The sequence below is a fragment of the Thermus sp. LT1-2-5 genome, assembly GCF_040363165.1.
Lineage (GTDB): Bacteria > Deinococcota > Deinococci > Deinococcales > Thermaceae > Thermus.
Genome location: NZ_BSRG01000008.1, coordinates 1 through 21852 on the forward strand (window position 1 = coordinate 1; position 21852 = coordinate 21852).

Sequence of the window (21852 nt, forward strand, 5' to 3'; positions counted from 1 at the left end):
TGGTGGAGCTGGGGGGCAGGTGGTTCGTCCTCAACCTGGCTCCCCATCACGAGACCGCGGCGCGCCTCCTGGGGGCCGGGCGATATTACCTGCTGGAGTGAAGGGGGTGCGGAATGTGGGCTACCGCCACGGCGAAGACAAAGGCAAGGCCCACGCTCCAGGGGGCGAACACCGGGCTCACCCCGATGGCTTGCCCCACGAAGCGGGCCATGAGAAGGCCTAACGCCACGCCCAAAACCCCCCCGCCCACGCTGAGGACCACGGACTCGGCGAGGAATTGGGCCAGGATGTCCTGGGGCCGCGCTCCCAAGGCCTTGCGCACCCCGATCTCCCGGGTGCGCTCCGTGACGGAAACGAGCATGATGTTCATGATGCCGATCCCCCCCACCAGGAGGCTGATCCCCGCCACACCTCCCAAGAAGAGGGTCATGGCCAAGGTGGTCTGGTTCACGCTCTCCAGGGCGTCCTGCTGGTTGGTCACGGAGAAATCGTAGCTCTCCGGATCCCAAAGCCCATGGCGCTCCGCCAGGAACTGGGTGAGGCGGGTTTGGAGGTCCCTCAGGCGGTCGCGCTCGGCCCCCTGAAGGTAGATGGCGTTCACCTTGGGGCCTCCCGCCTCCGGGCGGGCAAGGCGTTGCAAATAGGTGGAAAGGGGCACATACACCTGGTAGTTGGTGCTCACGAACCCCTGATCCCCCTTGTCCGGCAACACCCCCACCACGGTGAAGGGTATGCCCTGGATGCGCAGGCGCTGGCCTAAGGGGTCTTCTCCCCCAAATAGGTCCTGGGCGATGCCGTAGCCGATCACCGCCACCCGGCGCCGCGCCTCCACGTCCTCCCAGGTGAAGAAGCTTCCCCGCTCGGGAGAAGCGTTCCGCACCTGGGCGAAATCCGGCCAGGTGCCCACCACCGTAGCCCTGAGGTTATTGGCCCCGAACTTGAGCTGGAAGTTGGCCTGGGCCACGGGGGCCACCCCTACCACCTCCCCGGCAAAAGCCTCCTGTATGGCGTAAGCGTCGGAAAGAGGCAAGGTGGCGGGGCCCCCAAAGCGCACCAACCCCCCGCCCGGCCCCCGCCCCCCTTGGGCGGGGCCCACGGTGAGGAGATTGGTGCCGAGGCCCTCCAATAGGGTGGAGATGCGCCGGGTGGTACCCTGGCCCACCATGGTGAGGGCCACCACCGCCGCCACGCCGATGACCACCCCGAGGGCGGTGAGGGCGGAGCGCAAGGGATTGGCGGCCATGGCCCTGAAGGCCACGCGGGCCACCTCCCAGGGGGAAAGCCCCACCCAGCCCCGAAGCGCCTTGCGGGACTGTGTCTCGCTCATCCTGCCCTCCTTTCGTCGGCCACAATCTCCCCATCCCGCACCCGGACAACCCTTTGGGTCTTCTCCGCCACCGTGGGCTCGTGGGTGACCAGGATGACCGTGGTGCCTTCCCGGTTGAGCTCCTGGAAAAGGGCGAGGATCTCCTCCCCCGTCTTGGTGTCCAAAGCCCCCGTGGGCTCGTCGGCAAGAAGAAGGGGTGGCCTCAAGGCCAAGGCCCGGGCGATGGCCACCCGCTGCCTTTGGCCCCCGGAAAGCTGGTTGGGGAGGCTATGGGCCTTGTCCAAGAGGCCCACCCGCTCCAAGAGCTCTAGAGCCCTGCGCCGCCTTTCCCTCGGGGGGATGCCGGCGTAGGCCATGGGCACCTCCACGTTTTCCAAGGCGGTGAGGCGGGGCAGGAGGAAGAAAGCCTGGAAGACAAAGCCGACAAAGCGGTTCCTCAGGTAAGCCCGCTCGGTTTCCGAGAGGTCTTGGGTGGGCCTCCCCAAAAGGCGGTACTCCCCCTCCGTGGGCCGGTCCAGAAGGCCCAGGATGTGGAGAAGGGTGCTCTTGCCGCTGCCTGAAGGCCCCATGATGGCGAGCATCTCTCCCTCCCCCACCCCTAGGTCCACCCCCTTAAGGGCGGGGAAGGCCACCTCCCCCATGCGGTAGACCTTCTTCACCCCCTTGAGCTCTAGGAGCATCCTCACCTCCCGGGGCCCATCAGGGGCAGTGGGCCTGAGGGACCCCCTTGCCGCTGCGTACCAGAGCTACCTGGGCCTCTCCTAGGTAAAACCACCTGGTCGCCCTCCTTCAAGCCCTCCAGGACCGCCACCCGGGTGCTGTCCTCCAGGCCCAAGGTGACGTTTACCCTTTCCGTGGAGCCATCCTCCCGAAGGAGGGTGACGTAGGCCCGGCCCCTCACCCGCTCCACCGCCCGCTTGGGAATTACAAGCGCATCCTTGAGCTCCTGCACCAGGATCTCCCCATCGGCGCTCATCCCGGGGCGAAGGCGGGGGTCAAAGGGAAGGCTCACGGTGACCTTGAACACGGGAATGTTGTTCACCACCTCCCCTTGGGGGCTGACGGCCTCCACCCGGCCCCGGAAGGTTTCCCCGGGGAGCCCCTCGAGGCTCACCTCCACGGGAAGGCCTACCTTCACCTGGGCGATCTCCGTCTCGTCCACCTCCAGGACAAGGCGGTAGCGGGAAAGGTCCCCTAGGGTGAGGAGGGTGGCGGTGGGCCCCACCTGGGCCCCGGGACTTGCCGCCACGGAAAGGACCACCCCGCTAAAGGGGGCCCGCACCCGGGTCCTTTCCAGGTTAGCCTCGGCTTCCGCCAGGGCGAGGCGGGCCTGGGCCAAGGCGGCCTCCTGGGAGCGGAGGTCGGCCCGTAGCTGGGCCTCCCGCAGGGCCAAGGCTTCCCGCTGCGCCTTCAGGCTCGCCTCGGCGTTTTCCAGGGAGCGCTTGGCGTTTTCATAGGCGGTTTCCGCCTCCAAGAGGGCTTGGCGGCTCGCACCCCCCGCCTGGTAGAGGAGGCGGGTGGCCTCGAGGTTCCGCTGGGCGGTGGCCAGGCTGGCTTGGGCGTTGGCGTAGGCTACCTCCGCGCCCTTCAGGGAAGCCCGGAGGGAGGCGAGGGCGCTTTCCCCTTGGGCCTTGGCGTTGGCCAAAGCCGCCTCGGCCTTGGCCAGATCGGACCGCGCACTCTCCAAGGTCTGTTGGAAGGGGGTAGGGTCTAGCTCGGCCACAACCTGGCCCTTTTCCACCCGGGTGCCCTCCTCCACCACGGAGCGGAGCAGGCCTTGCACCTCGGGGCGGACCTCGAGGCTCTGCCAAGGGGCCAGGCTTCCCGAGCCGGAGACCGTCACCCGGATCTCTCCCCGGGCCACGGTGTAAACCTCAGGGGCCTCCACCGTCGGAACCGCCTTTTTGGGGCGGAGGAGGAAGTACCCCAAAACCCCCAAAACCACCGCCACCAAAAGGAAGAGCCAGCGCCTCATCGCCCCACCTCCTCCCCAAAGCCCACCAGGTCCCTACCCGCCGCCACGCTCAAGGCAGCCAAGGACCGCCAGTAGGCGTTCTGGGCCACCAAAAGGTCATGGCGGGCCTGGGCCAAGTTGGCCTCCTCCTGCTCCAGCTCCAACCGGCTTATGGTCCCCGCCTGGAAGGCGCGGCGGGCCACCTCAAAGGTCCGCTCTTGGTTGGCGAGGGCTTCCCGGGCAGTGAGAACCTGACTCCAAGCGGCCTGGGTCTGGGCATAGGCCGACTCCAGAGCGGAGAGAGCCTGCGCCCGGGCGTTATCCAAGGCTTTCTGAGCGTTGTCCCGGCTAGCCTTGGCCTTCTCCAGGGTGAGGCGAGGGGTGTAGTCGTTGTCGGCGAGGCGCACCTGGAGCTCGGCGAGCTCCAGGGCCTGCCGGGCCTGAACCAGGCTCACCAGCCGGGCCTCGAGCCCCTCCCGCAAGGCGCCCAGGTCCACCTCCAGGATCTTAGGCTCGGGCAAGGAGGTAAGCCTCGGCTCCCCCGGCAAGGAAGCTCCTAAGGCCGCCTCCAGGGCCTTGAGGAGGGCGGGCCGCTGGGCCTTGGCGTTTTGGAGGGCGATCTCCGCGCTCCTTAGGGCCGCCTCCGCCTTGGCCACGTCCAGGTCCGTGGCGTTGCCCGTTTGGCGCCGGGCCTGGGCCACCTGGAGGTTCCGCTCAGCCAAAACCCGGTTGACCTTTAGAACCTCGTCGTTGGACTGGGCCTCCAGGAGGGCAGTATAGGCGGAAAGAAGGGTCTGAAGGAGGCTAAGGCGGCTTGCCGCCACCTGGACCTCCGCCAAGGCCAAGGCTTGCCTGGCCTGGGTGAGGGGGAGGATGAGCGTGCTGGGATCGGCCTCCAGGGCCCTTAGCTCCACCTGAGCGCTTTCCCAGGCCAAAAGGGCGTTCTGGTAGGTAGGGTTTTGCCCCAGGGCCCGTTGCCAGGCCTCTTGAAAGCTTAGGCTCTGGGCCAAGGCTAAACTTCCCAGGAAAAATCCCGCCAGGATCCGCTTCATTCCGCACCTCCCACAAGGCTTTCTCCCATGGCGTCCAACAGAGCGTAATAGGCCTGGAGGAAGGCCGCCTTAGCCCCCTCGAGGGTGCGGCGGGCTTGAAGGAGGCCCACCTCCGCCTGCATAACCTCCAGAATGGTTCCCGTGCCCGCTTGCAGGCGCCCTTTGGCCACTTCCCAGGAGTTCTCCGCAGCCCTTAGGGCCTTGCTCGCCACCTCCACCTGAGCCTGGGCCTGCTGAAGGGCCTGGTGCTTGGCGCGAAGGTCCAGCTCCGCGGCCCGCTCGGCGCTCTTTAGGGCAAGCTGAGCCTGGGCCAAGGCCTTCTCCTTGAGGGAAAGCTGGGCGTCCTGTCCCGGGCTAAGGAGGGGTAGACTCGCCTGAACCTGGAAGGACACTCCTCCTGCTCCTTGGCCCAGGAAGGCGTACTGACCCCCGTAGCTGAGGGTCCCCGCCTTCAGGTTGAGCCCCAGGGTAAAGGCAGCGGCCCCCTCCTGGGCGGTGAGGCCTAAGGTCACCTCGGGGAAGAACCGGTCCCGCCGGGCCTGCGCCAAGGCCTCCTCCGCCTCCGCCACCGCAAGCCGCGCCTTAAGCACATCCGGCCGCCGATCTCTCCGGGCCAAAGCCGCCTCGAGGGCGGGCACCTCCGTGGGCAAGGGGAGCGGGACCAGCTCCACCTCCTGGCCCAAGGTGCCCCTTAGCCGAGCCTGGGCCAGGCTGAAGGCAAGCTCCGCCCTCAGGGCCTCCGCCTGGGCTTCCGCCAGGTTTCCCTCCGCCTCCAAGAGGTCCTGAAAAGTGGCCTGGCCCTTCTCCCGCTGGTCCCGCACCGCTTGAAGCTGGGCCTCCCGCCACGCCAGGCGCTTTTGCGCTAGCTCCCGGTCAAGGGCCGCCAGGTAGGCGTCCAGGTACTGGGTTAGGGCGGTCTGGAAAAGGGCGTTTTCCTGGGAAAGGAGGTCCGCAAGCGCCTGCCTATAAGCGATTTCCGCATTCCTGAGCGCCTCCTGACCCTGCCCCCAAGGCAGCGCTAGACTCCCCCCCAGACCCAGGGCCAGGCTCTCCTGCCCCAAGGGGCTTCGGCTATAGCTCCCCTGGGGAAAGAGGGTGGGGGCAAGCCCCTTCTGCGCGGCCTCCCAGCTGGCCTCGGCCTGAGCCCTTTGCAGGAGAAGGGCCTGGTAACCCGGGCTTTCCCGCACCCGAGCCCTCAGGTCCACCCCTTGGGCTAGGGCAGACAGGAGGATAAACACCATCCATACCCTGGGCTTCATGGCCTAAAGCTAGCCCCTTCCGGTTAGCCTTGGGTTAGGGGGAGGGCCAAGCGGGCCACGAGGCCAGAGGGGACGTTGGGCAGGAGCTCCAGCCTCCCCCCGTGGGCCTCCGCCACCTTCTTGGCCACGGATAGGCCAAGGCCTTCCCCGGGGGCCCTCGAGGCCCTAAAGAAGGGGCGGCCCGCCTCCCGCAGGGCCTCCTCCGGCATCCCCGGGCCCTGGTCCACGACGGACAAGAGGGCCTCCTGGCCCGCCACGGCCAAGGCCAGGCGCACCCCCTTCCCCTCCCCGTGCAGGAAGGCGTTTTGCAGGAGGTTCCTCAGGGCCTGGGCCAGGAGGAGGGCATCGCCCCGGAAGGGAAGGCTTTCCGGACCTTGGTAGGGCACGCCGAAGGCCTCCGCCTCCCTTCGGGCCAGCTCGGCCAGGTCCAGGTCCGCCCGCTCCACCCGCCCCTCCCGGGCCAGGAGCAAAAGGGCCTCCACCAGGCGCTTCATGCGGAGAAGCTCCTCCTTGGCGGCAGAAAGGGCCTCTTCCCGGGAAAGATACCCCTTCTCCGCCGCCTCCACCTGGGCCAAGGCCGCCGCCACCGGGGTCCTCAGCTCGTGGGCGGCGTCGCGGGTGAAGCGCCGCTCCCTCTCCCAAAAGGCCTCGAGGCGCTCCAGCATGTGGTTGAAAGCCTCGGCCAAAGCCCTAAGCTCCCCCCCACCCTCCGGGGGCACGCGCAGGGAGAGGTCCGTGGAGTCCGCCACCCTTCGCGCCACCTCCGTGAGGCGGGAAAGGGGCCTAAGGGCGGCTCCCGCCAGGCGCCCAGCGAGGAGGGCGAAGAGGAGGGTAAGCAGGCCCCCCACCCCAAACAGGGCCAGGCGGAAGCGGCTTAGGGCGAAGGCGGCCCCGGGGTCGTACCGGGCCACGCTTAAGGTGCCCCCCGGCACCTCCAGGACCAAGACCCGCCACCCCTCCCGCCAGTAGGCCCCCGGGGGAAGGTCGGCCAGCTCTGGGAAGTTGGCGCTTTGTTGCCTCACCTCCCCCTGCACCAAGCGGAAGGCGAACTCGCCCCTGGGGGGCCTTCGGCCCTCGGCCAGGGCCTCCACGTAAAAGAGGAGGGAGCGGTCCAGGTCCCCCTCTACCAGGCGCCGAAAGGCCACGTAGCTCAAGGCCCCCTGGAAGAGGAGGGCAAGCCCGATGGCCAGGGCGAGGAAAAGGGCCAGCCGGGTCCTAAGGCTCATCCCCAAGCCGATACCCCCCGGGCACGGTGCGCACCACCTGGGGATAGAGCTTCTGCTGCAGGTAGTGCACGTACACCTTCACCGCCCCCACCTTCTCCCCGTCCCCGAAGACCTTCTCCGCCACCTCCTCCGGGGCGAAGACCCGCTCCGGGTGGAGGAGGAAAAGCTCCAAGAGGGCAAACTCCTTGAGGGAGAGGTCCACCCGCCTGCCCCCCACGTAGACCGCCCGCGCCGCCAGGTCCACCTCTAAAGCCCCCAGGCGCACCCGGCTTTCCTTCACCTCCGAGGCCCGGCGCAGGAGGGCCCGCACCCGGGCCAAAAGCTCCTCCAGGTGAAAGGGCTTCACCAGGTAGTCGTCCCCGCCCAGGTCCAGGCCCAAGACGCGGTCTTCCAGGGCGTCCCGGGCCGTGAGGAAGAGGATGGGCCCCTTGTAACCCGCCTCCCGCGCCTCCTGGGCGAAGCGGAAGCCCCCGTCGGGGTCCTCGGGGAGGCGGACGTCCAGGACCAGGAGGTCGGGCTCCAGCTCCAAGAAGGCCTCCCGGGCCGCCTCGAGGCCCTCCACCCAGCGCACCCCGTACCCCTGGGCGGCCAAGGCCCCCGCCACCGCCCGGCCCAGGCGGGGCTCGTCCTCCAAGAGGAGCACCTGCACGCCCTCAGTATGCGCCAGGCGGGTTAGCCGGGGGTTATGGCCCCTTAACGCCCGCCTAACCGCCCTCCCCTACCCTTTGGGGCGTGGGCCGGCACGGGGCCAGATGGGAAGGCGTTCTGGAAAGCTTCCTGGAGGTAGAGGTGGAAGCCCCCTGGGGCCGGGGGCCAAAGGCCCTCAGGGCCGCCCTCGAGGAGGTGCGCCGCCTGGAAGGCGTGTTCAGCCGCCACCGGGAAAGCGAGCTCACCCGCCTGGTGCGCCAAGGCGGGGGAAGGCCGGGCCCGGAGCTTAAGGAGATGCTCCGCTTGGCCCTATCCCTCCAAGAGGCCACGGGCGGAGCCTTCCACCCCGCCCCCCGCCACGGGGGCGAGGCCCTCCGCTTCCTGGGGGAGGAGGTGGAGGTCCTCGCCCCCCTGGACCTGGACGGCCTGGCCAAGGGCTACATCGCCGACAAGGCGGTGGAGGCCGCCCTAAGGGCGGGGGCCCGCGCCGCCTTGGTGAACCTGGGCGGGGACCTGGCCCGGCAAGGTCCGGGGGAGGCGGAGGTCCTGGTGGAAGACCCCTTGGGCCCCGATAACGCCCCCCCCGCCTTCCGCCTCCTCCTGGCCCAAGGCGGGGTGGCCACCAGCGGCGTGCGCCACAAGGGCGCCCACCTCCTGGACCCGAGAACCCTCACGCCCGCTTCCGGGCTCCAGGCCACGGTCCTGGCCCCTTCCGCCTGCCTGGCGGACGGCCTCGCCAAGGCCCTTTTCGTCCTGGGACACGAGGCCTTTCCGGTCCTCGCCCGCTTTCGGGCCCAGGGGGTGCTCTTCACCCCGGAAGGCCCCGTGCCCGGCCCATAGGGAGGAAAGGATGCTCAAGCGCTATTACAGCCGGAGGAGCTTTTTCAGGCGGGTTTTAGGCGGGGTTTTGGCCCTGGGCCTGGTCCGGGCCCAGGGCAAGCCCTGGCCCGAGGGGATGGAGCTTCGCGTGAGCTTCGCCTACGAGGGGGGCGGCTTCCGCTACCGCGCCCCCTACGTGGCGGTGTACGTGGAGGACGAGCGGGGCAACCTGGTGCGCACCCTGGGCCTCTTCCTCATGCCGGGGAAGGGGGAGCGGTGGTGGAACGAGCTCAGGCGCTACTTCGCCCTGGGGGACCTGGCCCGCATGCGGGCCCTTTCCGGCCCCACCCGGCCCCCGGGCCGCTACACCCTAGCCTGGGACGGCAAGGACGAAGGAGGCCGCCCTGTGGCCCAGGGAAGCTACCACGTCTGCGTGGAGTACGCTCGGGAACATGGGCCCTACGAGCTTTTCCGCCAGAAGGTGGAACTCGGCGAGAAGCCCTTCCAAAAGACCTACACCCTGAAGGGGGAGCTACAGGAGGTGCGCCTTGACTACGGTCGGAAGGCCTAGGAGCGGGACGAGCTCCTGGCGGGCCAAGCTTTACGCCTGGGCCCGGACCCTGCACCTTTACCTTTCCCTCTTGGCCTTCCTCTCCATTCTCTTTTTCGCCGCTACCGGCCTCACCCTGAACCACCCCGAGTGGTTCGGGGAAGGAAGGGTGCGGAAGCTTTCCGGCACCCTCCCCCACGCCCCTTACCTGGAGGGGGAAAGCGTGGACTGGCTCGCCCTGGCGGAGGACCTGAGGGCCTTGGGCCTCAGGGGGCGGGTGGCGGACCGGGGGCAAAGCGGCAGCCAAGCCTGGCTTTCCTTCCGCGCCCCCGGCTACGGGGCCGACGCCCAGGTGGACCTCACGACGGGAGCCTACACCCTAAGCCTCACGGAAGCGGGCCTGGTGGCGGCCCTGAACGACCTGCACAAGGGCCGGGACACCCCTTCGGGGTGGCGGTGGGTCCTGGACCTCTCCGCCCTCTTCCTGGCGGCGGTGAGCCTCACGGGGCTTCTCCTGAGCCTCCTTTTCCGCAAAACGCGCAAGGCGGCCCTCTTCACCCTCCTTTTGGGCCTCCTCCTCTTTGGGGGCCTGGCCCTTTGGGCCGCTTTATAGCTCGTCCAGGGCCTCCCTGGGCGCGCGCCGGGCGCCCAGGTAGCCCCCTTCCTTCAGGATGAGGGGGAAGAGGGCCTCCAGGGGACCCTCCAGGGCCAGGAGGTTCTCCCCGCGGAAGGCCTTGAGCCCCTCGGGGACGGGGCCCTCGAGGCCATAGGGGAAAAGGGCCAAGGCCCCTTCCCCCGGAGCCCCCTCCCCTTGGTCCAGGTAGAGGGCCACGGGCTCCAAAAAGCCGAGAAGGCGGGTGCGGTTGGCCTCGCGCCGGAAGGCCTGGAGGGCCTTGGGGCTTTCCGCCCCCTGCCAGAGGAGGAGGTCCGCCTCCGCGGCCAACCCCACCAGGCTGTACACGGCCAAAAACCCCTCCCGCCCCTGCCAGCGGGCGAGGAGGTGGGCGAAGTCCTCCTTCAGGTGCTCCTGCTGCTCCGCCTCCAGGCGGCGGAACTCGGGGAGGAGACGGAAGAGGGCGAAGCTGTGGACCATCTAGCCCACCCCCAAGAAGCGGGCCAGGTCCTCCTCGGAAAGGTACTTCCCCACGTAGAAGGGCCCAAACTCGCCGTAGCGGGCGGACACCTCGTCAAAGCGCATCTCGTAGACGATCTTCTTGAACTGGATGGGGTCCTCGCTGAAGAGGTCCACGCCCCACTCCCAGTCGTCCAGGCCCTGGGCCCCGCTGATGACCTGCATCACCTTCCCCTGGTACTTCCTTCCCGTTTCCCCGTGGGCCTTCATGAGAAGGGCCCTTTCCTGGGCGGGGAGCAGGTACCAGTTGTCCTGCCCCTGGCGGCGCTTGTTCATGGGGTAGAAGCAGACGTAGCCCCCCTTGGGCACCCGGGGGGTGAGGCGGGGCTTGACGTAAGGGGCCTCGGGGTCCAGGGGACCGGTCTGGCTTCCGAGCTCCACCACGGAGTAAAATCCGTAGGCGGGGCGAAGGAAGCGGGCGAAGCGGCTTTTGTTGAGGCGCGCCTCCACGGCCAAAAGGGCGTCCAGGCTTTCCCGCAGGTGCAGGAAGAGGAGGTCCGCCTTCTGGGTCACCACCTGGTAAACGCCGAAGGAGCCCTCCCCCCTGGCCTCCGCCTCCCGCCATTCGGCCAGGATGACCCGTAGCTCCTCCCAGGCGGCGCGCCGCTCCTCCTCAGGCGCGCCCAGCCAGGCCCCATAGTCCAGGTGGCGGAAATCGTGGAGGACGTGCCAGCCCTCGAGGGTAAAGGTGGGCTCGGGTACGTGCCTTTCCATGCTTCTCACTATACCCTTGGGGTATAGTCCCTTACATGGGTTTGGTGCAGATCGCCCTGGTCCTTTTGGTGATAGGCGTCCTGGGCCGCTTGGGAGGACGGCTTTTCGCCGCCTTAGCCCAGGCGGTGCCCGGAAGCCGGGACGACGCCTTTTTCCGCCTCTTGGGCTTCCTCTGGTGGGGGTTCTTGACCCTAGCGGGGGCTTCCTACCTGGTCCACACCCTGGGCCTTCCCCACGAGCCCTTCCGCACCTGGGGAGAAGGCTTGGTGCGTTGGGCTGGAGCCCAGGGGATAGCGGCCCTGGGCGCCTTAGCCCTCACCTACCTGGGCTACCGCCTCACCCCCCTCCTCCTGGGCCGACTCCCCGTGCCGGAAACGGGGGAGCTCACCCGGGAGGCGGTGCGGCGCAAGACCCTCCGGGCCGTGGCGGAATCCGCCCTGAGGGTGGTGATCCTGGTCGTTGGCGGGCTCCTCTTCCTCTCCAACTTGGGCCTTAACGTGACGGCCCTCCTGGCGGGGGCCGGGGTGGCGGGGCTCGCCGTGAGCTTCGCGGCGCAAAACCTCATTCGCGACTTCATCAACGGCTTTTTCATCCTCCTGGAGGACCAGTACGGGGTGGGGGATATCGTCCAGATCGGGAACGTGGGGGGGCAGGTGGAGCGCTTCACCCTGAGGGTCACGGTGCTAAGGGACCTCGAGGGCCGGGTCCACTTCTTCCCCAACTCCGAGGTGCGCCAGGTCACCGTCCTCACCCAGGAGTGGAGCCGGGCGGTGGTGGACGTGGGCGTGGCCTACAAGGAGGACATCGACCGGGTCCTGGAGGTCTTCCGGGATGAGGTGGAGCGCTTCCACCAAGACCTCGAGTGGCGGGACCGCTTTACCGAGCCCCCCGAGGTCTTAGGGGTGCAGGCCCTGGGGGACTCCTCCGTGGTGATCCGGGTCCTCTTCAACACCAAACCCGCCCAGCAGTGGGCGGTGGCCCGGGAGTTCCGCCGCCGGATCAAAAAGCGTCTGGACCAGGAGGGCATAGAGATCCCCTTCCCCCACCAAAAGCTTTACTTCGGAGAGCCCTTGCGGCTGGAAAGGGTGTAGGCTAAAGAGGATGCCGGGAGTGTACCAGGAGATCCTAAAGGCGCTCCAACCCCACTTGGGCCCTAGGGCCGAGGTGGTGCTGGACGAAGGCCTTAAGCGCCTGGGCAAGCGCCCGAACGAGCTCACCCCCAAGGATGGGGAGTTCCTCCTCAAAGGCTTGGTCTTCCGCGAGCTTCAGGCCCGGCTGCCTGCGGAACAAGCCCGGCGGGTGGTGGAGGAAACTTTAGAAAATATACAGGAAGCTCCCTTGGCCCTAGAGGACTTGGAGCGGGGCCTCAAGCGCTTCGGCCTTTACGTGGACTGGCCGGAGGTGGCCCGGCTCCGGGCGCTGATGAGCCGCCTCCGCCAAAACCCCGACCCCACCCTCCTCGCCGAGGCCAAGGCCCTTCTGGAGGCCCTAGAGGAGAAGCGGGAGGAGGCGCTTTTGCGCCAGGCCAAGGACCTAGCCCACCTGGAGGAAAGCCTAGAACGGGTGCGCCACCTGGGCGGTCCCAAGGTACGCCGTTTGGAAAGCCTCCTGGATACTATCCGTCAGGCTCACGGAGAAGGGCTTTTAGCCCAAGCGGAGGTGGAACGAGCGAGGGCGCTGGCCCTGGAGCTCCGCAAGTTCCTAGAGTCCAGCGCCGTGCGCGCCCCCACCTTGCCCGAGATGGTGTTCGAAACCCAAGAAGCCCCGCCCGAAGCTCCCAAGCACCCCACGGACGTCTTTCTCACCGTGGAGGAGGCGAGCGAGCTGGAAGGGGAACTGGTGATCGACCTGGGCCCCTTGTCCGAGGAGGCAAGCCAGCGCATCCAAGCCTTGGAGGTGGAAGAAGAGCGGCGCAGGCTGGAAAACCTCCTCGCCCGCCACGCCCACCTCCTGGAAAGGACCACGGTGAGCCCTCTCTTGGCCGAGGTCCAGGCCCTCTTGGAAGCGGGAACACCCGCTGGGGAAAGGCTGAAGGCCCTTGAAGAGGCCTTGGCCGAGGCGGAGAAAAACCTCAAGGCGGAAAAGCGGGCCCGCCTTATCCAGCTGGAGGAGGCCCTCCGGACCCTTCCCCTCCCCGAGGCGGCCAAGGCGCCTTTGGAAAACGCCTTGCGCTTGGCGGAGGAAACCCTCGAGGAGGGGGGCTATCCAGACCTCTCCCCCCTGGAAGAGGGCCTAAGACGCCTAGAGGAAGAGGCCAAGCGAAGAAAGGAGGAGGAGGCCCGCCTAGAAGAGGAACGGAAAGCCCTTCTGGCAGAGCTTTCCACCAAAGGGGAGGCCTTCACCCCCTTGGCCGAAGCGCTTAAAGCGCTCCCTAAGGAGCGCTTAGCGGAGGCCCTCCCCGAGCTCCGAGCCCGTTACGCCGAGCTCCTTAAGGCCAAGGGGGAAGAGGAAGCTCTCAAGGCCAAGCTGGAGGAGACCAAACAGGCCCTCCTCACCCTCAAGCCGGAGGCGGAGGCCCTGGGTCTTGCGGAGGAGGCGCAAAGGGCAGAAGAGGCGCTAGCCCGGGGAGAGCTTCCCGACCTCGAGGCCCTCCGCCAAAAGATGGCCCAGGCCAAGGCGGAAGCCCGGGAAAGGGCCTTGGCGGAGCTTTCCCGGCTCCAGGTGCTGGCGGAACGCTTCGTGGGCTTCGGCGGCGAGGCGGTTCTAAAGGCCATAGAGGAGGAAAAGCGCAAACCCTTCCCCGACCCCACCCCCACCGCCCGGGCCCTGCAGGCCCTGAAGCGCAAGCTGGAGGCCAAGCGGGAAGAGCTCACCACCCGCCTCACCGCCTTCTTCCAAACGGAGGCGCGCCTTAGCGGCTTGGAAAGCGAAACCCGGCGCCGCCTAAAACCCCTCCTCGCCTTCTTGCAAAGCGCCAGGGAAAGGCTTCCCCTCCTGGGCCCCAAGGGGCTTTTACAGGTGGAAAGGACCCTGAGCGAAGCGGAGGGCCTCCTAAGGGAGCTGGAGCGGGAGAAGGAGGCGGCCCAGGCGGTGCTCAAGGAGATCGGGCGGGAGGACCTCGAGGCCCTCCTCGGGGCCTTGGCCCCCGGGGAAGACCCCTTGGCCCGGCTCCGCCTGCCCGGGGTGGAGGCCTTGGGCTTCCTGGAAGACCCCCTGCCCCTCCCCAAGGAAGCCCTTTTAGCCCTAAAGGAGGCCCTGGACCGCTTGGACCAAAGCCTGGGGCAAAAGCGGGGGCCCGCAGCCGTGCTCTTCGGGGAAAAGGCCCTGGTGTTGGCCCCCAAGGAAGGGCGAAGCCTGGTGGCCCTCCTGGAACGGCCAAGCCTTTCCGCCTTCCTCCTGGAGCTTTCCGCCTAAGGGGGTGCTAGACTAAAAATAGTGGTCCGCGCGCCCGCCCTTTGGGAAAAGCTGGAGCCTCACCTAGAATACCTCCCCCCGGAGGACCGGGAGAAGGTGAAGGAGGCTTACCTCTTCGCCGAGGAAGCCCACCGGGGGCAGGTGCGCAAAAGCGGGGAGCCCTACATCACCCACCCGGTGGCGGTGGCGGAGATCCTCGCTTCCTTGCGCATGGACGCCGACACCGTGGCGGCGGGGCTCCTGCACGACACCCTGGAGGACTGCGGCGTGGCCCCCGAGGAGCTGGAAAGGCGCTTCGGCCCGGCGGTGCGCCGCATCGTGGAGGGGGAGACCAAGGTCAGCAAGCTCTACAAGCTGGCCAACCTCGAGGGGGAGGAGAAGCGGGCCGAGGACCTCCGCCAAATGTTCATCGCCATGGCGGAGGACGTGCGCATCATCATCGTGAAGCTGGCGGACCGCCTGCACAACCTGCGCACCCTGGAGTTCATGCCCCCCGAGAAGCAGAAGCGCATCGCGCAGGAAACCCTGGAGATCTACGCCCCCCTGGCCCACCGCCTGGGGATAGGGCAGCTGAAGTGGGAGCTGGAGGACCTCTCCTTCCGCTACCTTCACCCCGAGGCCTACCAGGCCCTCCTCTCCCGCATCCAGGAAACCCAGGAGGCCCGGGAGCGCCTGGTGAAAAAAGCCATGGCTGCCCTCGAGGAGGCCCTAAGGCGGGATGAGCTCCTCCAGGCCCAGCTCCAGGGCTTCGAGGTCACGGGCCGGCCCAAGCACCTCTACTCCATCTGGAAGAAGATGGAGCGGGAGAAAAAGGCCCTGGAGCAGATCTACGACCTCCTGGCGGTGCGGGTCATCCTGGACCCCAAGCCAAGCCCCACCGAGGAGGGCCGGGCCCTGCGGGAAAAGCAAGTCTGCTACCACGTCCTGGGCCTGGTCCACGCCCTTTGGCAGCCCATTCCCGGCCGGGTCAAGGACTACATCGCCGTGCCCAAGCCAAACGGCTACCAAAGCCTCCACACCACGGTCATCGCCCTGGAAGGCCTCCCCTTGGAGGTGCAGATCCGCACCCGGGAGATGCACCGCATCGCCGAGTACGGCATCGCCGCCCACTGGCTTTACAAGGAGGGCCTCACCGACCCCGAGGAGATCAAGCGCCGGATTTCCTGGCTCAAGAGCATACAGGAGTGGCAGCAGGAGTTTTCCAGCTCCCGGGAGTTCGTGGAGGCGGTGACCCGGGACCTTTTGGGAGGGCGGGTCTTCGTCTTCACCCCCAAGGGGCGGATCATCAACCTGCCCAAGGGGGCCACCCCCGTGGACTTCGCCTACCACATCCACACGGAGGTGGGGCACCACATGGTGGGGGCCAAGGTGAACGGGCGCATCGTCCCCCTCTCCTACGAGCTGCAAAACGGGGAGATCGTGGAGATCCTCACCGCCAAAAACGCCCACCCCTCCAAGGGCTGGCTGGAGTTCGCCAAGACCCGGAGCGCCAAGAGCAAGATCCGGCAGTACTTCCGCGCCCAGGAACGCCAGGAAACCCTGGAAAGGGGCCAAGGCCTCCTGGAGCGCTACCTGAAGCGCAAAGGGCTCCCCAAGCCCACGGACAGCCAGCTTGAGGAGGTGGCCAAGCACCTGGGCCTCCCCCCTTCCCCCGAGGAGCTCTACCTGGCCCTGGCCTTAAACCGCCTCACCCCCAAGCAGGTGGCGGAAAAGCTCTACCCAAAGGCCCTCCTCAAGCCGGAAAAGCCTAAGCCCGCCCCCAAGAACGAGTGGGGCATCCGCCTGGAGCAAGACCTCCAGGCCCCCATCCGCCTCGCCTCCTGCTGCGAGCCTATGAAGGGGGACGCCATCCTGGGCTTTGTCACCCGGGGCCGAGGGGTCACGGTCCATCGGGCGGACTGCCCCAACCTGCGGCGCATCCTCCAGGGGCCGGAGGCGGACCGGGTGATCGGGGCCTACTGGGAAGGCGTGGGGGGGAAGGTGGCCACCCTCGAGGTCCTGGCCCAGGACCGGACCGGCCTCCTGAGGGACGTGATGCAGGTGGTGGCGGAGGCGGGAAAAAGCGCCCTGGGCTCGGAAACCCGCATCCTGGGCCCCATGGCCCGCATACGGCTTCGCCTCACCGTGCAGGACGGGGAAAGGGAGGCTCTCCTGGAAGCTCTCCGGGGGGTGAAGAGCGTGCAGGAGGTGCGCTGGGTCTAAAGGGGCCGCACCCACACCTCCCGGGTCCGCGGCCCGTCAAACTCCGCCAGGAAGACCTGTTGCCAGCGGCCCAGCTTCAGCCTGCCCCCCTCGGCGAAGAGGAGGAGGTGGACCCCGGTGAGGAGGGTTTTCAGGTGGGCGTGGGTGTTGCCCTCGGCATGGCGGTCCTTGGGGTGGAAGCGGGGGGCGAGCTCCTCCAGGCGGGCCAGGAGATCGCGGGCCACGTCGGGGTCCGCCCCTTCCTGCACCAAAAGGCCGCAGGTGGTGTGGGGCACGAAGAGGTATACGAGGCCCGTATGCCCTTCCAGGGCCGCCTCCACCATCCGGGTAATGTTCACCAGGCCCTCTTCCGGCGTGCGCACGGTAAGCCTTCGCATACGGCCAGGATACCTAGCCCAGGCGCGTGACCCGCAGGACAAAGCCCTTTTGTAGGGTGAAGGTGCGGTCCAACCCGCCGAACTCCGCCTCGGCCCAAGCCCTAAGCCTCGGCATCACCTTGGCGTGCACCGCCTCGGGCACGGCCTGGGTGAAGGAATAGAGGCGCTCCTCCAGGGCCTCCAAGGCCTCCCGCACCGTGCGCTCCTCCCGCCACGCCACCACTGGGCGGGCTTTGGGCCTAAGGCCAAGCCGCTTTAGGGCCTCCTCCACCTGGGCGAGGCGCCTTTGGTGCAGGCCCCTTTCCACCCGCACGCCTTCTTCCGCCACCAAGGCCCGCCAACGCTCCTGCAGGGCGCACTCCTCCGCCGCATCCACCTGGTCCCACCCCTCCAGGAGCGCCCCTCCGGGCTTGAGCACCCTTAGGGCCTCGGCCAAGGCCTTAGGCCAGTCGGGAAGGAGGTGCCAAAGGTGAACCACAATGACCCCGTGGACGCTCTCCTCGGGCAGGGGGATGGCCCGGGCGTCCGCCTGCAAAAGCCGCACCTTGCGCATGACCCCCGCCGCCTTCTGGCGGAAGACCTCCAGCATGGCGGGGTTCACGTCCAAGGCGATGTAGGGAAAGCCCCGGGCGATGAGGGGCAGGGCGATGCGCCCCGTGCCCACCCCGAGCTCCAGCAAAATAGGCTCCTCCCCCCGGCCAGAAACCGCATTGGCGATGGCGGTGGCGATGCGGCCCGCCACCTCGGGCGGGTAAGCCCGGAGGCGGTCATAGGCGTAGGCCACCCGGGTGAGGGCGCTGGACATGTCCTCCTACATTGTACGGGGTATACTTCGGCCCATGAAAGGGCTCATCCTAGCCGCCGGGCGGGGCACGCGGCTCCGCCCCCTTACCCACACCCGTCCCAAGCCGGTGATCCGGGTGGCGGGCCGGCCCATCATCCACTACGCCGTGGAAAACTTACGGGAAGCGGGCGTGGAGGAGATTGGGGTGGTGGTCTCCCCGGAAACGGAGAAGGACATCCGCGAGGCCCTCTCGGGATACCCCGTGCGCTACGTCCTCCAAGAAGAGCCCCAGGGCTTGGCCCATGCCGTGGCGGTAGCCCGGGACTTCTTGGGGGATAGCCCCTTCGTCCTCTACCTGGGGGACAACCTCTTCCAAAAGGGAATCGGACGCTTCCTGGAAGCTTTCCGCGATGGGGCGAGCGCGGTCCTCGCCCTGGTGCGGGTGGAAGATCCCAGGCAGTTCGGGGTGGCCGTGCTCGAGGGCGACCGGGTGGTGCGCCTTTTGGAAAAGCCCCAGGACCCCCCCTCGGACCTGGCGGTGGCCGGGGTATACGTCTTCACCCCCGAGGTCTTGGAGGTCATCCAGGACCTCAAGCCCTCAGCCCGGGGGGAGTACGAGATCACCGACGCCATCCAGGGCCTCATCGACCGGGGCCGCCGGGTGGTGGGGGTGGAGGTCACGGGCTGGTGGAAGGACACGGGCCGCCCCAAGGACCTCCTGGACGCCAACCGCCTCCTTTTGGAGGAGCTTTCCCCCAGGGTGGAAGGCGAGGTGGAAGGAAGCGAGCTCACGGGCCGGGTGGTGGTGGAAAAGGGGGCCAAGGTGGTGGGAAGCACCATTATCGGCCCCGCCTTCATCGGGGAAGGGGCCCTGGTGGAGGGAGCCTACGTGGGGCCCTTCACCTCCTTGGGGCCAGGGGCAAAGGTGGTGCGCTCGGAGGTGGAGTATTCCATCCTCGAGGACCACGCCGTCTTGGAAGACGTGGCCCTGCGCCTCCAGGAGAGCATCCTGGGGGTGGGGGCCAAGGTGCAGAGCCGCAACGGGCTTCCCCGGGCCCACCGCCTCATCCTCGGGGACCTCTCCCAGGTGGAACTGGCCTAGATGGCGGGGCTCCTCTCCCTCCTCACGGAGGCGTACCAAAGCGGCGAGGCCCTGGCCCAGCGCCTCGGGGTGAGCCGGGCCGCCATCTCCAAGGAGGCGCATCGGCTTTGGGCGGAGGGCTTTCCCGTGGAGGTAAGCCGGCAGGGCTACCGCATTCTCCCCGGCACCCCCCTGCCCCACCTCTTCCGTCCCCCGGGGCGGCTGGGAAGGCCCTACCGCTACCTGGGCCGGGTGGGGAGCACCCAGGACGTGCTCCGGGCCTGGGCCGAGGCCGGGGCCCCCGAGGGGGCCCTGGTCCTGGCGGAGGTCCAGGAAAGGGGGCGGGGCAGGCGGGGGCGGGCCTGGGAAAGCCGCCCCGGGGTGAGCCTCACCTTTTCCCTCCTCCTGAGGCCCCGCCTCCCCCTCCCCGCCCTAGGGCTTCTGCCCCTTATGGCCGGCCTCGCCCTCTTCGAGGCGGTGGGGGTGGGGGGGCTCAAGTGGCCCAACGACCTCCTAAGCCCCGACGGCCGCAAGCTGGCCGGGGTGCTCCTGGAGGCCAAGGCGGAAGGGGAGGAGGTGGCCCACGCCCTTTTGGGCGTGGGGGTGAACGTGGCCTGGGCCCCGGAGGGGGCAGCCTTCCTCCAGGAGTTCACCCCCCTTTCCCGCCGGGAGGTCCTGGAAAGGTTCCTGGCCCGCCTCGAGGCCCTCCTGCCCCTCCTGGAAGACCCACAGGCCTTCCTCCCTCGCTACGCCCAAGCCTCCTATACCCTGGGGCGCCGGGTGCGGGTGGAAACCGCCAAGGGCCCCGTGGAAGGCGTGGCGGAGGCGGTCCTCCCCGACGGGAGCCTCCGGGTGGGGGGGGTGCGGGTGGGGGCAGGGGAGGTGGCCCTCCTAGGCCTTGAGTAAGCCGCGCTTAGATTTTCCTCATGCCTTGTGCTAGGATGAGGGCAGGTATGTTCGCCCGCATCTTCACCAAGGAAGAGGCGGATGCCCTCCTGCCCGAGATCCAGCGGGTCCTGGCCCAGATGCGCAAGGCCCGGGCCGAGCTCCAAGAGGTGCAACGCCAACTCCCCGAGGCCCGGGGGCTAAAGCGGCGGGCCCTGGAGGAGGAAGCTCGCTTCCTCATGGGCTCCCTGGAGGCAGACGCCCGCTACCTGGCCTCCTTGGGCGTCCTCCTCAAGGACCTGGAGCGGGGCCTGGTGGACTTCCCCGCCCGGGTAAAGGGAGAGGTGGTCTTCCTCTGCTGGCAGGAAGGGGAGCCGGAGGTGGCCCACTACCACCCCCTCTCCGGGGGCTTTGCGGAGCGGAGGCCCCTGGGGGAGGCCCCTAGCCTCCTTCCCCAGGCGGCGCGCCCCGGCGAAAGGCGTCCAGGCGCCTGAGGTCTTCCCGCACCAGGTCCTCCCGCCCCGCCAAGGACTCCAGGTGGTGGCGGAGCTCGTGGAGGAGGGTTTCCCACACCTCCCCTTCCCAGTCAAACCCCGGCCCGGCCACCGCTTGGAAGGAGCCGTAATACAGGGCGATGTGCCGCCCCAGGCCCTCAAAGCCCCCCAGGGCGCTGGGAGGGCCGGGGTCCAGGTACTCCCCAAGCCGCCACACCCCTGGAAGCCCGGGTTCGGGCTTGGCCCCGGGCAGGACGTGCACCCCCTGAAGCCCCCGCTTGAAGGCCTCCGGGATCTCCTCCCAAAGCCGCTCCACCAAGCGCACGAAGGCTTCGTAGGTCATGGCCGATGGTAGGGGTGGCCCGCCCTTAGGGTGAGGACCCGGTAGAGCTGCTCCATCAGGACCAAAAGGGCGAGCTCGTGCTGCAGGGTGAGGGGGGAAAGGGAAAGGAGGAAGTCCGCCGCCTTCCGCACCGCCTCGCTATGCCCCTCAGACCCGCCCACCAAGAAGGCCACCTTCTCCCCTTCCCACCCCTGGAGGAGCCTAAGGAAGCCCTCGGTGGAAAGGAGCTTCCCCCGCTCGTCCAAGACCACCTTGCGGTAACCTTCCGCCTTGGCAAGGAGGTCCTCCTCCTTGGCGAAGAGGACCTCGAGGGGAGCGTACCGCCCGATCCTTCTGGCGTACTCCTCCACCCCAAGCCGGGCGTAGGCCAGCCTGGGCTTTCCCACCGCCACCACCCGCAGGCGCACACCCCCATCCTAACGGGGTATACTCGGGGCGAAGGGAAAGTGGGGCCAAGCCCACCCCCGAAAAGGAGGCCCAAGGCCCTTACCCAGGGCAGGCTTCCCGGCGCCACAAGCGCCACGCAAGGAGGGTGTTATGGTAAAGGAAACCCGCAGGTTCCAGCCCTTCACCCCCGAGCCCATAAGGCTCCTAGGGGAGAAGGGGGAGTGGCTGGGGGAGTTTCCCCTAGACTTGGGAGAGGAAAAGCTCCGCCGCCTCTACCGGGACATGCTGGCGGCCCGGATGCTGGACGAGCGCTACACCATCCTCATCCGCACCGGCAAGACCAGCTTCATTGCCCCCGCCGCTGGCCACGAGGCGGCCCAGGTGGCCATCGCCCACGCCATCCGCCCCGGCTTTGACTGGGTCTTCCCCTACTACCGGGACCACGGCCTGGCCCTGGCCCTGGGCATTCCCCTAAGGGAGCTCTTCGGCCAGATGTTGGCCACCCAGGCCGACCCCAATAAGGGCCGCCAGATGCCCGAGCACCCGGGCTCCAAGGCCCTCAACTACTTCACCGTGGCGAGCCCCATCGCCTCCCACGTGCCCCCCGCCACTGGGGCCGCCCTCAGCATGAAGCTCTTGGGCACGGGGCAGGTGGCGGTGTGCACCTTCGGCGACGGGGCCACCAGCGAGGGGGACTGGTACGCCGGCATCAACTTCGCCGCCACACAAGGGGCGCCCGCCGTCTTCATCGCCGAGAACAACTTCTACGCCATCAGCGTGGACTATTCCCGCCAGACCCATAGCCCCACCCTAGCGGAGAAGGCCCACGCCTTTGGCATCCCAGGCTACCTGGTGGACGGGATGGACGTCCTGGCCAGCTACTACGTGGTGAAGGAGGCGGTGGAACGGGCCCGCCTGGGGGGAGGCCCAAGCCTCATAGAGCTTCGGGTTTACCGCTACGGCCCCCACTCCTCCGCCGACGACGATAGCCGCTACCGCCCCAAGGAGGAGGTGGAGGCCTGGCGGAAGCGGGACCCCATCCTTCGGTTCCAGCGCTTCCTCGAGGCCCAGGGCCTCTGGAGCCCGGAATGGGAGGAGGCCCTGAGGGAGGAGATCCGGGCCGAACTGGAACGGGGGCTCAAGGAGGCGGAAGAAGCGGGCCCCGTGCCCCCGGGGTGGATGCTCGAGGACGTCTTCGCGGAAAAGCCCTGGCACCTAAAGCGCCAGGAGGCCCTTCTCCAGGAGGAGCTCTAAGGAGGTGGCC

The 21852-nt window shown here is 68.1% G+C and carries 23 protein-coding genes; 10 read left to right on the forward strand and 13 right to left on the reverse strand.

Going from position 1 to position 21852, the window contains the following annotated elements; translation table 11 throughout:
• Positions 1 to 85: 85 nt before the first annotated feature.
• The 7 genes from ABXG85_RS08420 to ABXG85_RS08450 are packed head-to-tail and all read right to left on the reverse strand — an operon-like array spanning position 86 to position 7467.
• On the reverse strand, positions 86 to 1327 hold the full coding sequence (locus ABXG85_RS08420) for an ABC transporter permease (RefSeq protein WP_353513276.1): 1242 nt from the start codon (positions 1325 to 1327) through the stop codon (positions 86 to 88).
• Positions 1324 to 2007, reverse strand: a complete 684-nt coding sequence (locus tag ABXG85_RS08425) for an ABC transporter ATP-binding protein (protein ID WP_353513277.1) — start codon at positions 2005 to 2007, stop codon at positions 1324 to 1326. The genes ABXG85_RS08420 and ABXG85_RS08425 overlap by 4 nt, the downstream gene beginning before the upstream one ends.
• Before the next feature lie 2 nt (positions 2008 to 2009).
• Entirely contained in the window at positions 2010 to 3302 is a 1293-nt protein-coding gene (locus ABXG85_RS08430) for an efflux RND transporter periplasmic adaptor subunit (RefSeq protein ID WP_353513278.1), read from the reverse strand.
• Positions 3299 to 4333: a TolC family protein gene (locus ABXG85_RS08435; RefSeq protein WP_353513279.1), complete on the reverse strand. Its 1035-nt coding sequence runs from the start codon at positions 4331 to 4333 to the stop codon at positions 3299 to 3301. Before ABXG85_RS08435 ends, ABXG85_RS08430 begins: the two co-directional genes overlap by 4 nt.
• On the reverse strand, positions 4330 to 5592 hold the full coding sequence (locus tag ABXG85_RS08440) for a TolC family protein (protein ID WP_353513280.1): 1263 nt from the start codon (positions 5590 to 5592) through the stop codon (positions 4330 to 4332). The genes ABXG85_RS08435 and ABXG85_RS08440 overlap by 4 nt, the downstream gene beginning before the upstream one ends.
• A 23-nt stretch (positions 5593 to 5615) precedes the next feature.
• Positions 5616 to 6818 (reverse strand): sensor histidine kinase, encoded by a 1203-nt coding sequence (locus tag ABXG85_RS08445; RefSeq protein WP_353513281.1) that lies wholly within the window; start codon positions 6816 to 6818, stop codon positions 5616 to 5618.
• Positions 6808 to 7467 carry a response regulator transcription factor gene (locus ABXG85_RS08450; RefSeq protein WP_353513282.1) on the reverse strand — a complete coding sequence of 220 codons (660 nt, stop codon included), beginning with the start codon at positions 7465 to 7467 and terminating at the stop codon, positions 6808 to 6810. The genes ABXG85_RS08445 and ABXG85_RS08450 overlap by 11 nt, the downstream gene beginning before the upstream one ends.
• Before the next feature lie 83 nt (positions 7468 to 7550).
• Here ABXG85_RS08450 and ABXG85_RS08455 point away from each other — a divergent pair, with 83 nt between their 5' ends.
• From ABXG85_RS08455 to ABXG85_RS08465, 3 genes are read left to right on the forward strand one after another with little or no spacing between them, the layout of a single operon-like run.
• Entirely contained in the window at positions 7551 to 8306 is a 756-nt protein-coding gene (locus ABXG85_RS08455) for an FAD:protein FMN transferase (RefSeq protein WP_353513283.1), read from the forward strand.
• Between the two features lie 10 nt (positions 8307 to 8316).
• Positions 8317 to 8856 (forward strand): DUF2271 domain-containing protein, encoded by a 540-nt coding sequence (locus ABXG85_RS08460; RefSeq protein WP_353513284.1) that lies wholly within the window; start codon positions 8317 to 8319, stop codon positions 8854 to 8856.
• Positions 8834 to 9448, forward strand: a complete 615-nt coding sequence (locus ABXG85_RS08465; RefSeq protein WP_353513285.1) for a PepSY-associated TM helix domain-containing protein — start codon at positions 8834 to 8836, stop codon at positions 9446 to 9448. Before ABXG85_RS08460 ends, ABXG85_RS08465 begins: the two co-directional genes overlap by 23 nt.
• Here ABXG85_RS08465 and ABXG85_RS08470 read toward each other — a convergent pair.
• Both ABXG85_RS08470 and hemQ read right to left on the reverse strand, forming a co-directional pair.
• A complete protein-coding gene (locus tag ABXG85_RS08470) occupies positions 9443 to 9928 on the reverse strand; it encodes a chlorite dismutase family protein (protein ID WP_353513286.1) in 486 nt (161 codons plus the stop codon). The genes ABXG85_RS08465 and ABXG85_RS08470 overlap by 6 nt on opposite strands.
• A complete protein-coding gene (hemQ, locus tag ABXG85_RS08475; protein WP_353513287.1) occupies positions 9929 to 10681 on the reverse strand; it encodes a hydrogen peroxide-dependent heme synthase in 753 nt (250 codons plus the stop codon). It lies immediately after the preceding gene.
• 35 nt (positions 10682 to 10716) lie between these two features.
• On the opposite strand from hemQ, the gene ABXG85_RS08480 reads away from it, so the two are divergent.
• The 3 genes from ABXG85_RS08480 to ABXG85_RS08490 are packed head-to-tail and all read left to right on the forward strand — an operon-like array spanning position 10717 to position 16237.
• Positions 10717 to 11772, forward strand: coding sequence for a mechanosensitive ion channel family protein (locus ABXG85_RS08480; protein WP_353513288.1), 1056 nt, complete (start codon positions 10717 to 10719; stop codon positions 11770 to 11772).
• A gap of 10 nt (positions 11773 to 11782) precedes the next feature.
• Positions 11783 to 14035, forward strand: a complete 2253-nt coding sequence (locus tag ABXG85_RS08485) for a hypothetical protein (RefSeq protein ID WP_353513289.1) — start codon at positions 11783 to 11785, stop codon at positions 14033 to 14035.
• Positions 14036 to 14056: 21 nt separating this feature from the next.
• Positions 14057 to 16237, forward strand: a complete 2181-nt coding sequence (locus tag ABXG85_RS08490) for a RelA/SpoT family protein (protein WP_353513290.1) — start codon at positions 14057 to 14059, stop codon at positions 16235 to 16237.
• Here ABXG85_RS08490 and ABXG85_RS08495 read toward each other — a convergent pair.
• Positions 16234 to 16614 (reverse strand): secondary thiamine-phosphate synthase enzyme YjbQ, encoded by a 381-nt coding sequence (locus tag ABXG85_RS08495; RefSeq protein WP_353513291.1) that lies wholly within the window; start codon positions 16612 to 16614, stop codon positions 16234 to 16236. The two genes, ABXG85_RS08490 and ABXG85_RS08495, sit on opposite strands and share 4 nt — an antisense overlap.
• Positions 16615 to 16627: 13 nt before the next feature.
• Entirely contained in the window at positions 16628 to 17419 is a 792-nt protein-coding gene (locus ABXG85_RS08500) for a class I SAM-dependent methyltransferase (protein WP_353513292.1), read from the reverse strand.
• A 34-nt stretch (positions 17420 to 17453) separates the two neighbouring features.
• On the opposite strand from ABXG85_RS08500, the gene ABXG85_RS08505 reads away from it, so the two are divergent.
• The 3 genes from ABXG85_RS08505 to ABXG85_RS08515 are packed head-to-tail and all read left to right on the forward strand — an operon-like array spanning position 17454 to position 19858.
• The gene (locus ABXG85_RS08505) at positions 17454 to 18500 is read left to right on the forward strand and encodes a glucose-1-phosphate thymidylyltransferase (RefSeq protein ID WP_353513293.1); all 1047 of its coding nucleotides are present in this window, start codon (positions 17454 to 17456) and stop codon (positions 18498 to 18500) included.
• A complete protein-coding gene (locus ABXG85_RS08510) occupies positions 18501 to 19385 on the forward strand; it encodes a biotin--[acetyl-CoA-carboxylase] ligase (RefSeq protein ID WP_353513294.1) in 885 nt (294 codons plus the stop codon).
• Between the two features lie 47 nt (positions 19386 to 19432).
• Positions 19433 to 19858, forward strand: coding sequence for a DUF2203 domain-containing protein (locus tag ABXG85_RS08515; protein ID WP_353513295.1), 426 nt, complete (start codon positions 19433 to 19435; stop codon positions 19856 to 19858).
• On the opposite strand, the gene ABXG85_RS08520 is transcribed toward ABXG85_RS08515, so the two are convergent.
• Both ABXG85_RS08520 and ABXG85_RS08525 read right to left on the reverse strand, forming a co-directional pair.
• A complete protein-coding gene (locus ABXG85_RS08520; RefSeq protein WP_353513296.1) occupies positions 19806 to 20201 on the reverse strand; it encodes a metallopeptidase family protein in 396 nt (131 codons plus the stop codon). The two genes, ABXG85_RS08515 and ABXG85_RS08520, sit on opposite strands and share 53 nt — an antisense overlap.
• A complete protein-coding gene (locus ABXG85_RS08525; RefSeq protein WP_353513297.1) occupies positions 20198 to 20608 on the reverse strand; it encodes a 23S rRNA (pseudouridine(1915)-N(3))-methyltransferase RlmH in 411 nt (136 codons plus the stop codon). The genes ABXG85_RS08520 and ABXG85_RS08525 overlap by 4 nt, the downstream gene beginning before the upstream one ends.
• Positions 20609 to 20738: 130 nt before the next feature.
• Between ABXG85_RS08525 and ABXG85_RS08530 the strand changes: the two genes are divergently transcribed.
• Entirely contained in the window at positions 20739 to 21842 is a 1104-nt protein-coding gene (locus ABXG85_RS08530) for a thiamine pyrophosphate-dependent dehydrogenase E1 component subunit alpha (RefSeq protein ID WP_353513298.1), read from the forward strand.
• The last annotated feature ends 10 nt before the right edge of the window (positions 21843 to 21852 follow it).

Excerpts from the sequence above, each read along its gene's own strand:
- ABXG85_RS08420 (WP_353513276.1), bottom strand. The coding sequence starts at position 1,327 with ATGAGCGAGACACAGTCCCGCAAGGCGCTTCGGGGCTGGGTGGGGCTT.
- ABXG85_RS08425 (WP_353513277.1), bottom strand. The coding sequence starts at position 2,007 with ATGCTCCTAGAGCTCAAGGGGGTGAAGAAGGTCTACCGCATGGGGGAG.
- ABXG85_RS08430 (WP_353513278.1), bottom strand. The coding sequence starts at position 3,302 with ATGAGGCGCTGGCTCTTCCTTTTGGTGGCGGTGGTTTTGGGGGTTTTG.
- ABXG85_RS08435 (WP_353513279.1), bottom strand. The coding sequence starts at position 4,333 with ATGAAGCGGATCCTGGCGGGATTTTTCCTGGGAAGTTTAGCCTTGGCC.
- ABXG85_RS08440 (WP_353513280.1), bottom strand. The coding sequence starts at position 5,592 with ATGAAGCCCAGGGTATGGATGGTGTTTATCCTCCTGTCTGCCCTAGCC.
- ABXG85_RS08445 (WP_353513281.1), bottom strand. The coding sequence starts at position 6,818 with ATGAGCCTTAGGACCCGGCTGGCCCTTTTCCTCGCCCTGGCCATCGGG.
- ABXG85_RS08460 (WP_353513284.1), top strand. The coding sequence starts at position 8,317 with ATGCTCAAGCGCTATTACAGCCGGAGGAGCTTTTTCAGGCGGGTTTTA.
- ABXG85_RS08470 (WP_353513286.1), bottom strand. The coding sequence starts at position 9,928 with ATGGTCCACAGCTTCGCCCTCTTCCGTCTCCTCCCCGAGTTCCGCCGC.
- hemQ (WP_353513287.1), bottom strand. The coding sequence starts at position 10,681 with ATGGAAAGGCACGTACCCGAGCCCACCTTTACCCTCGAGGGCTGGCAC.
- ABXG85_RS08480 (WP_353513288.1), top strand. The coding sequence starts at position 10,717 with ATGGGTTTGGTGCAGATCGCCCTGGTCCTTTTGGTGATAGGCGTCCTG.
- ABXG85_RS08485 (WP_353513289.1), top strand. The coding sequence starts at position 11,783 with ATGCCGGGAGTGTACCAGGAGATCCTAAAGGCGCTCCAACCCCACTTG.
- ABXG85_RS08495 (WP_353513291.1), bottom strand. The coding sequence starts at position 16,614 with ATGCGAAGGCTTACCGTGCGCACGCCGGAAGAGGGCCTGGTGAACATT.
- ABXG85_RS08500 (WP_353513292.1), bottom strand. The coding sequence starts at position 17,419 with ATGTCCAGCGCCCTCACCCGGGTGGCCTACGCCTATGACCGCCTCCGG.
- ABXG85_RS08505 (WP_353513293.1), top strand. The coding sequence starts at position 17,454 with ATGAAAGGGCTCATCCTAGCCGCCGGGCGGGGCACGCGGCTCCGCCCC.
- ABXG85_RS08510 (WP_353513294.1), top strand. The coding sequence starts at position 18,501 with ATGGCGGGGCTCCTCTCCCTCCTCACGGAGGCGTACCAAAGCGGCGAG.
- ABXG85_RS08515 (WP_353513295.1), top strand. The coding sequence starts at position 19,433 with ATGTTCGCCCGCATCTTCACCAAGGAAGAGGCGGATGCCCTCCTGCCC.
- ABXG85_RS08520 (WP_353513296.1), bottom strand. The coding sequence starts at position 20,201 with ATGACCTACGAAGCCTTCGTGCGCTTGGTGGAGCGGCTTTGGGAGGAG.
- ABXG85_RS08530 (WP_353513298.1), top strand. The coding sequence starts at position 20,739 with ATGGTAAAGGAAACCCGCAGGTTCCAGCCCTTCACCCCCGAGCCCATA.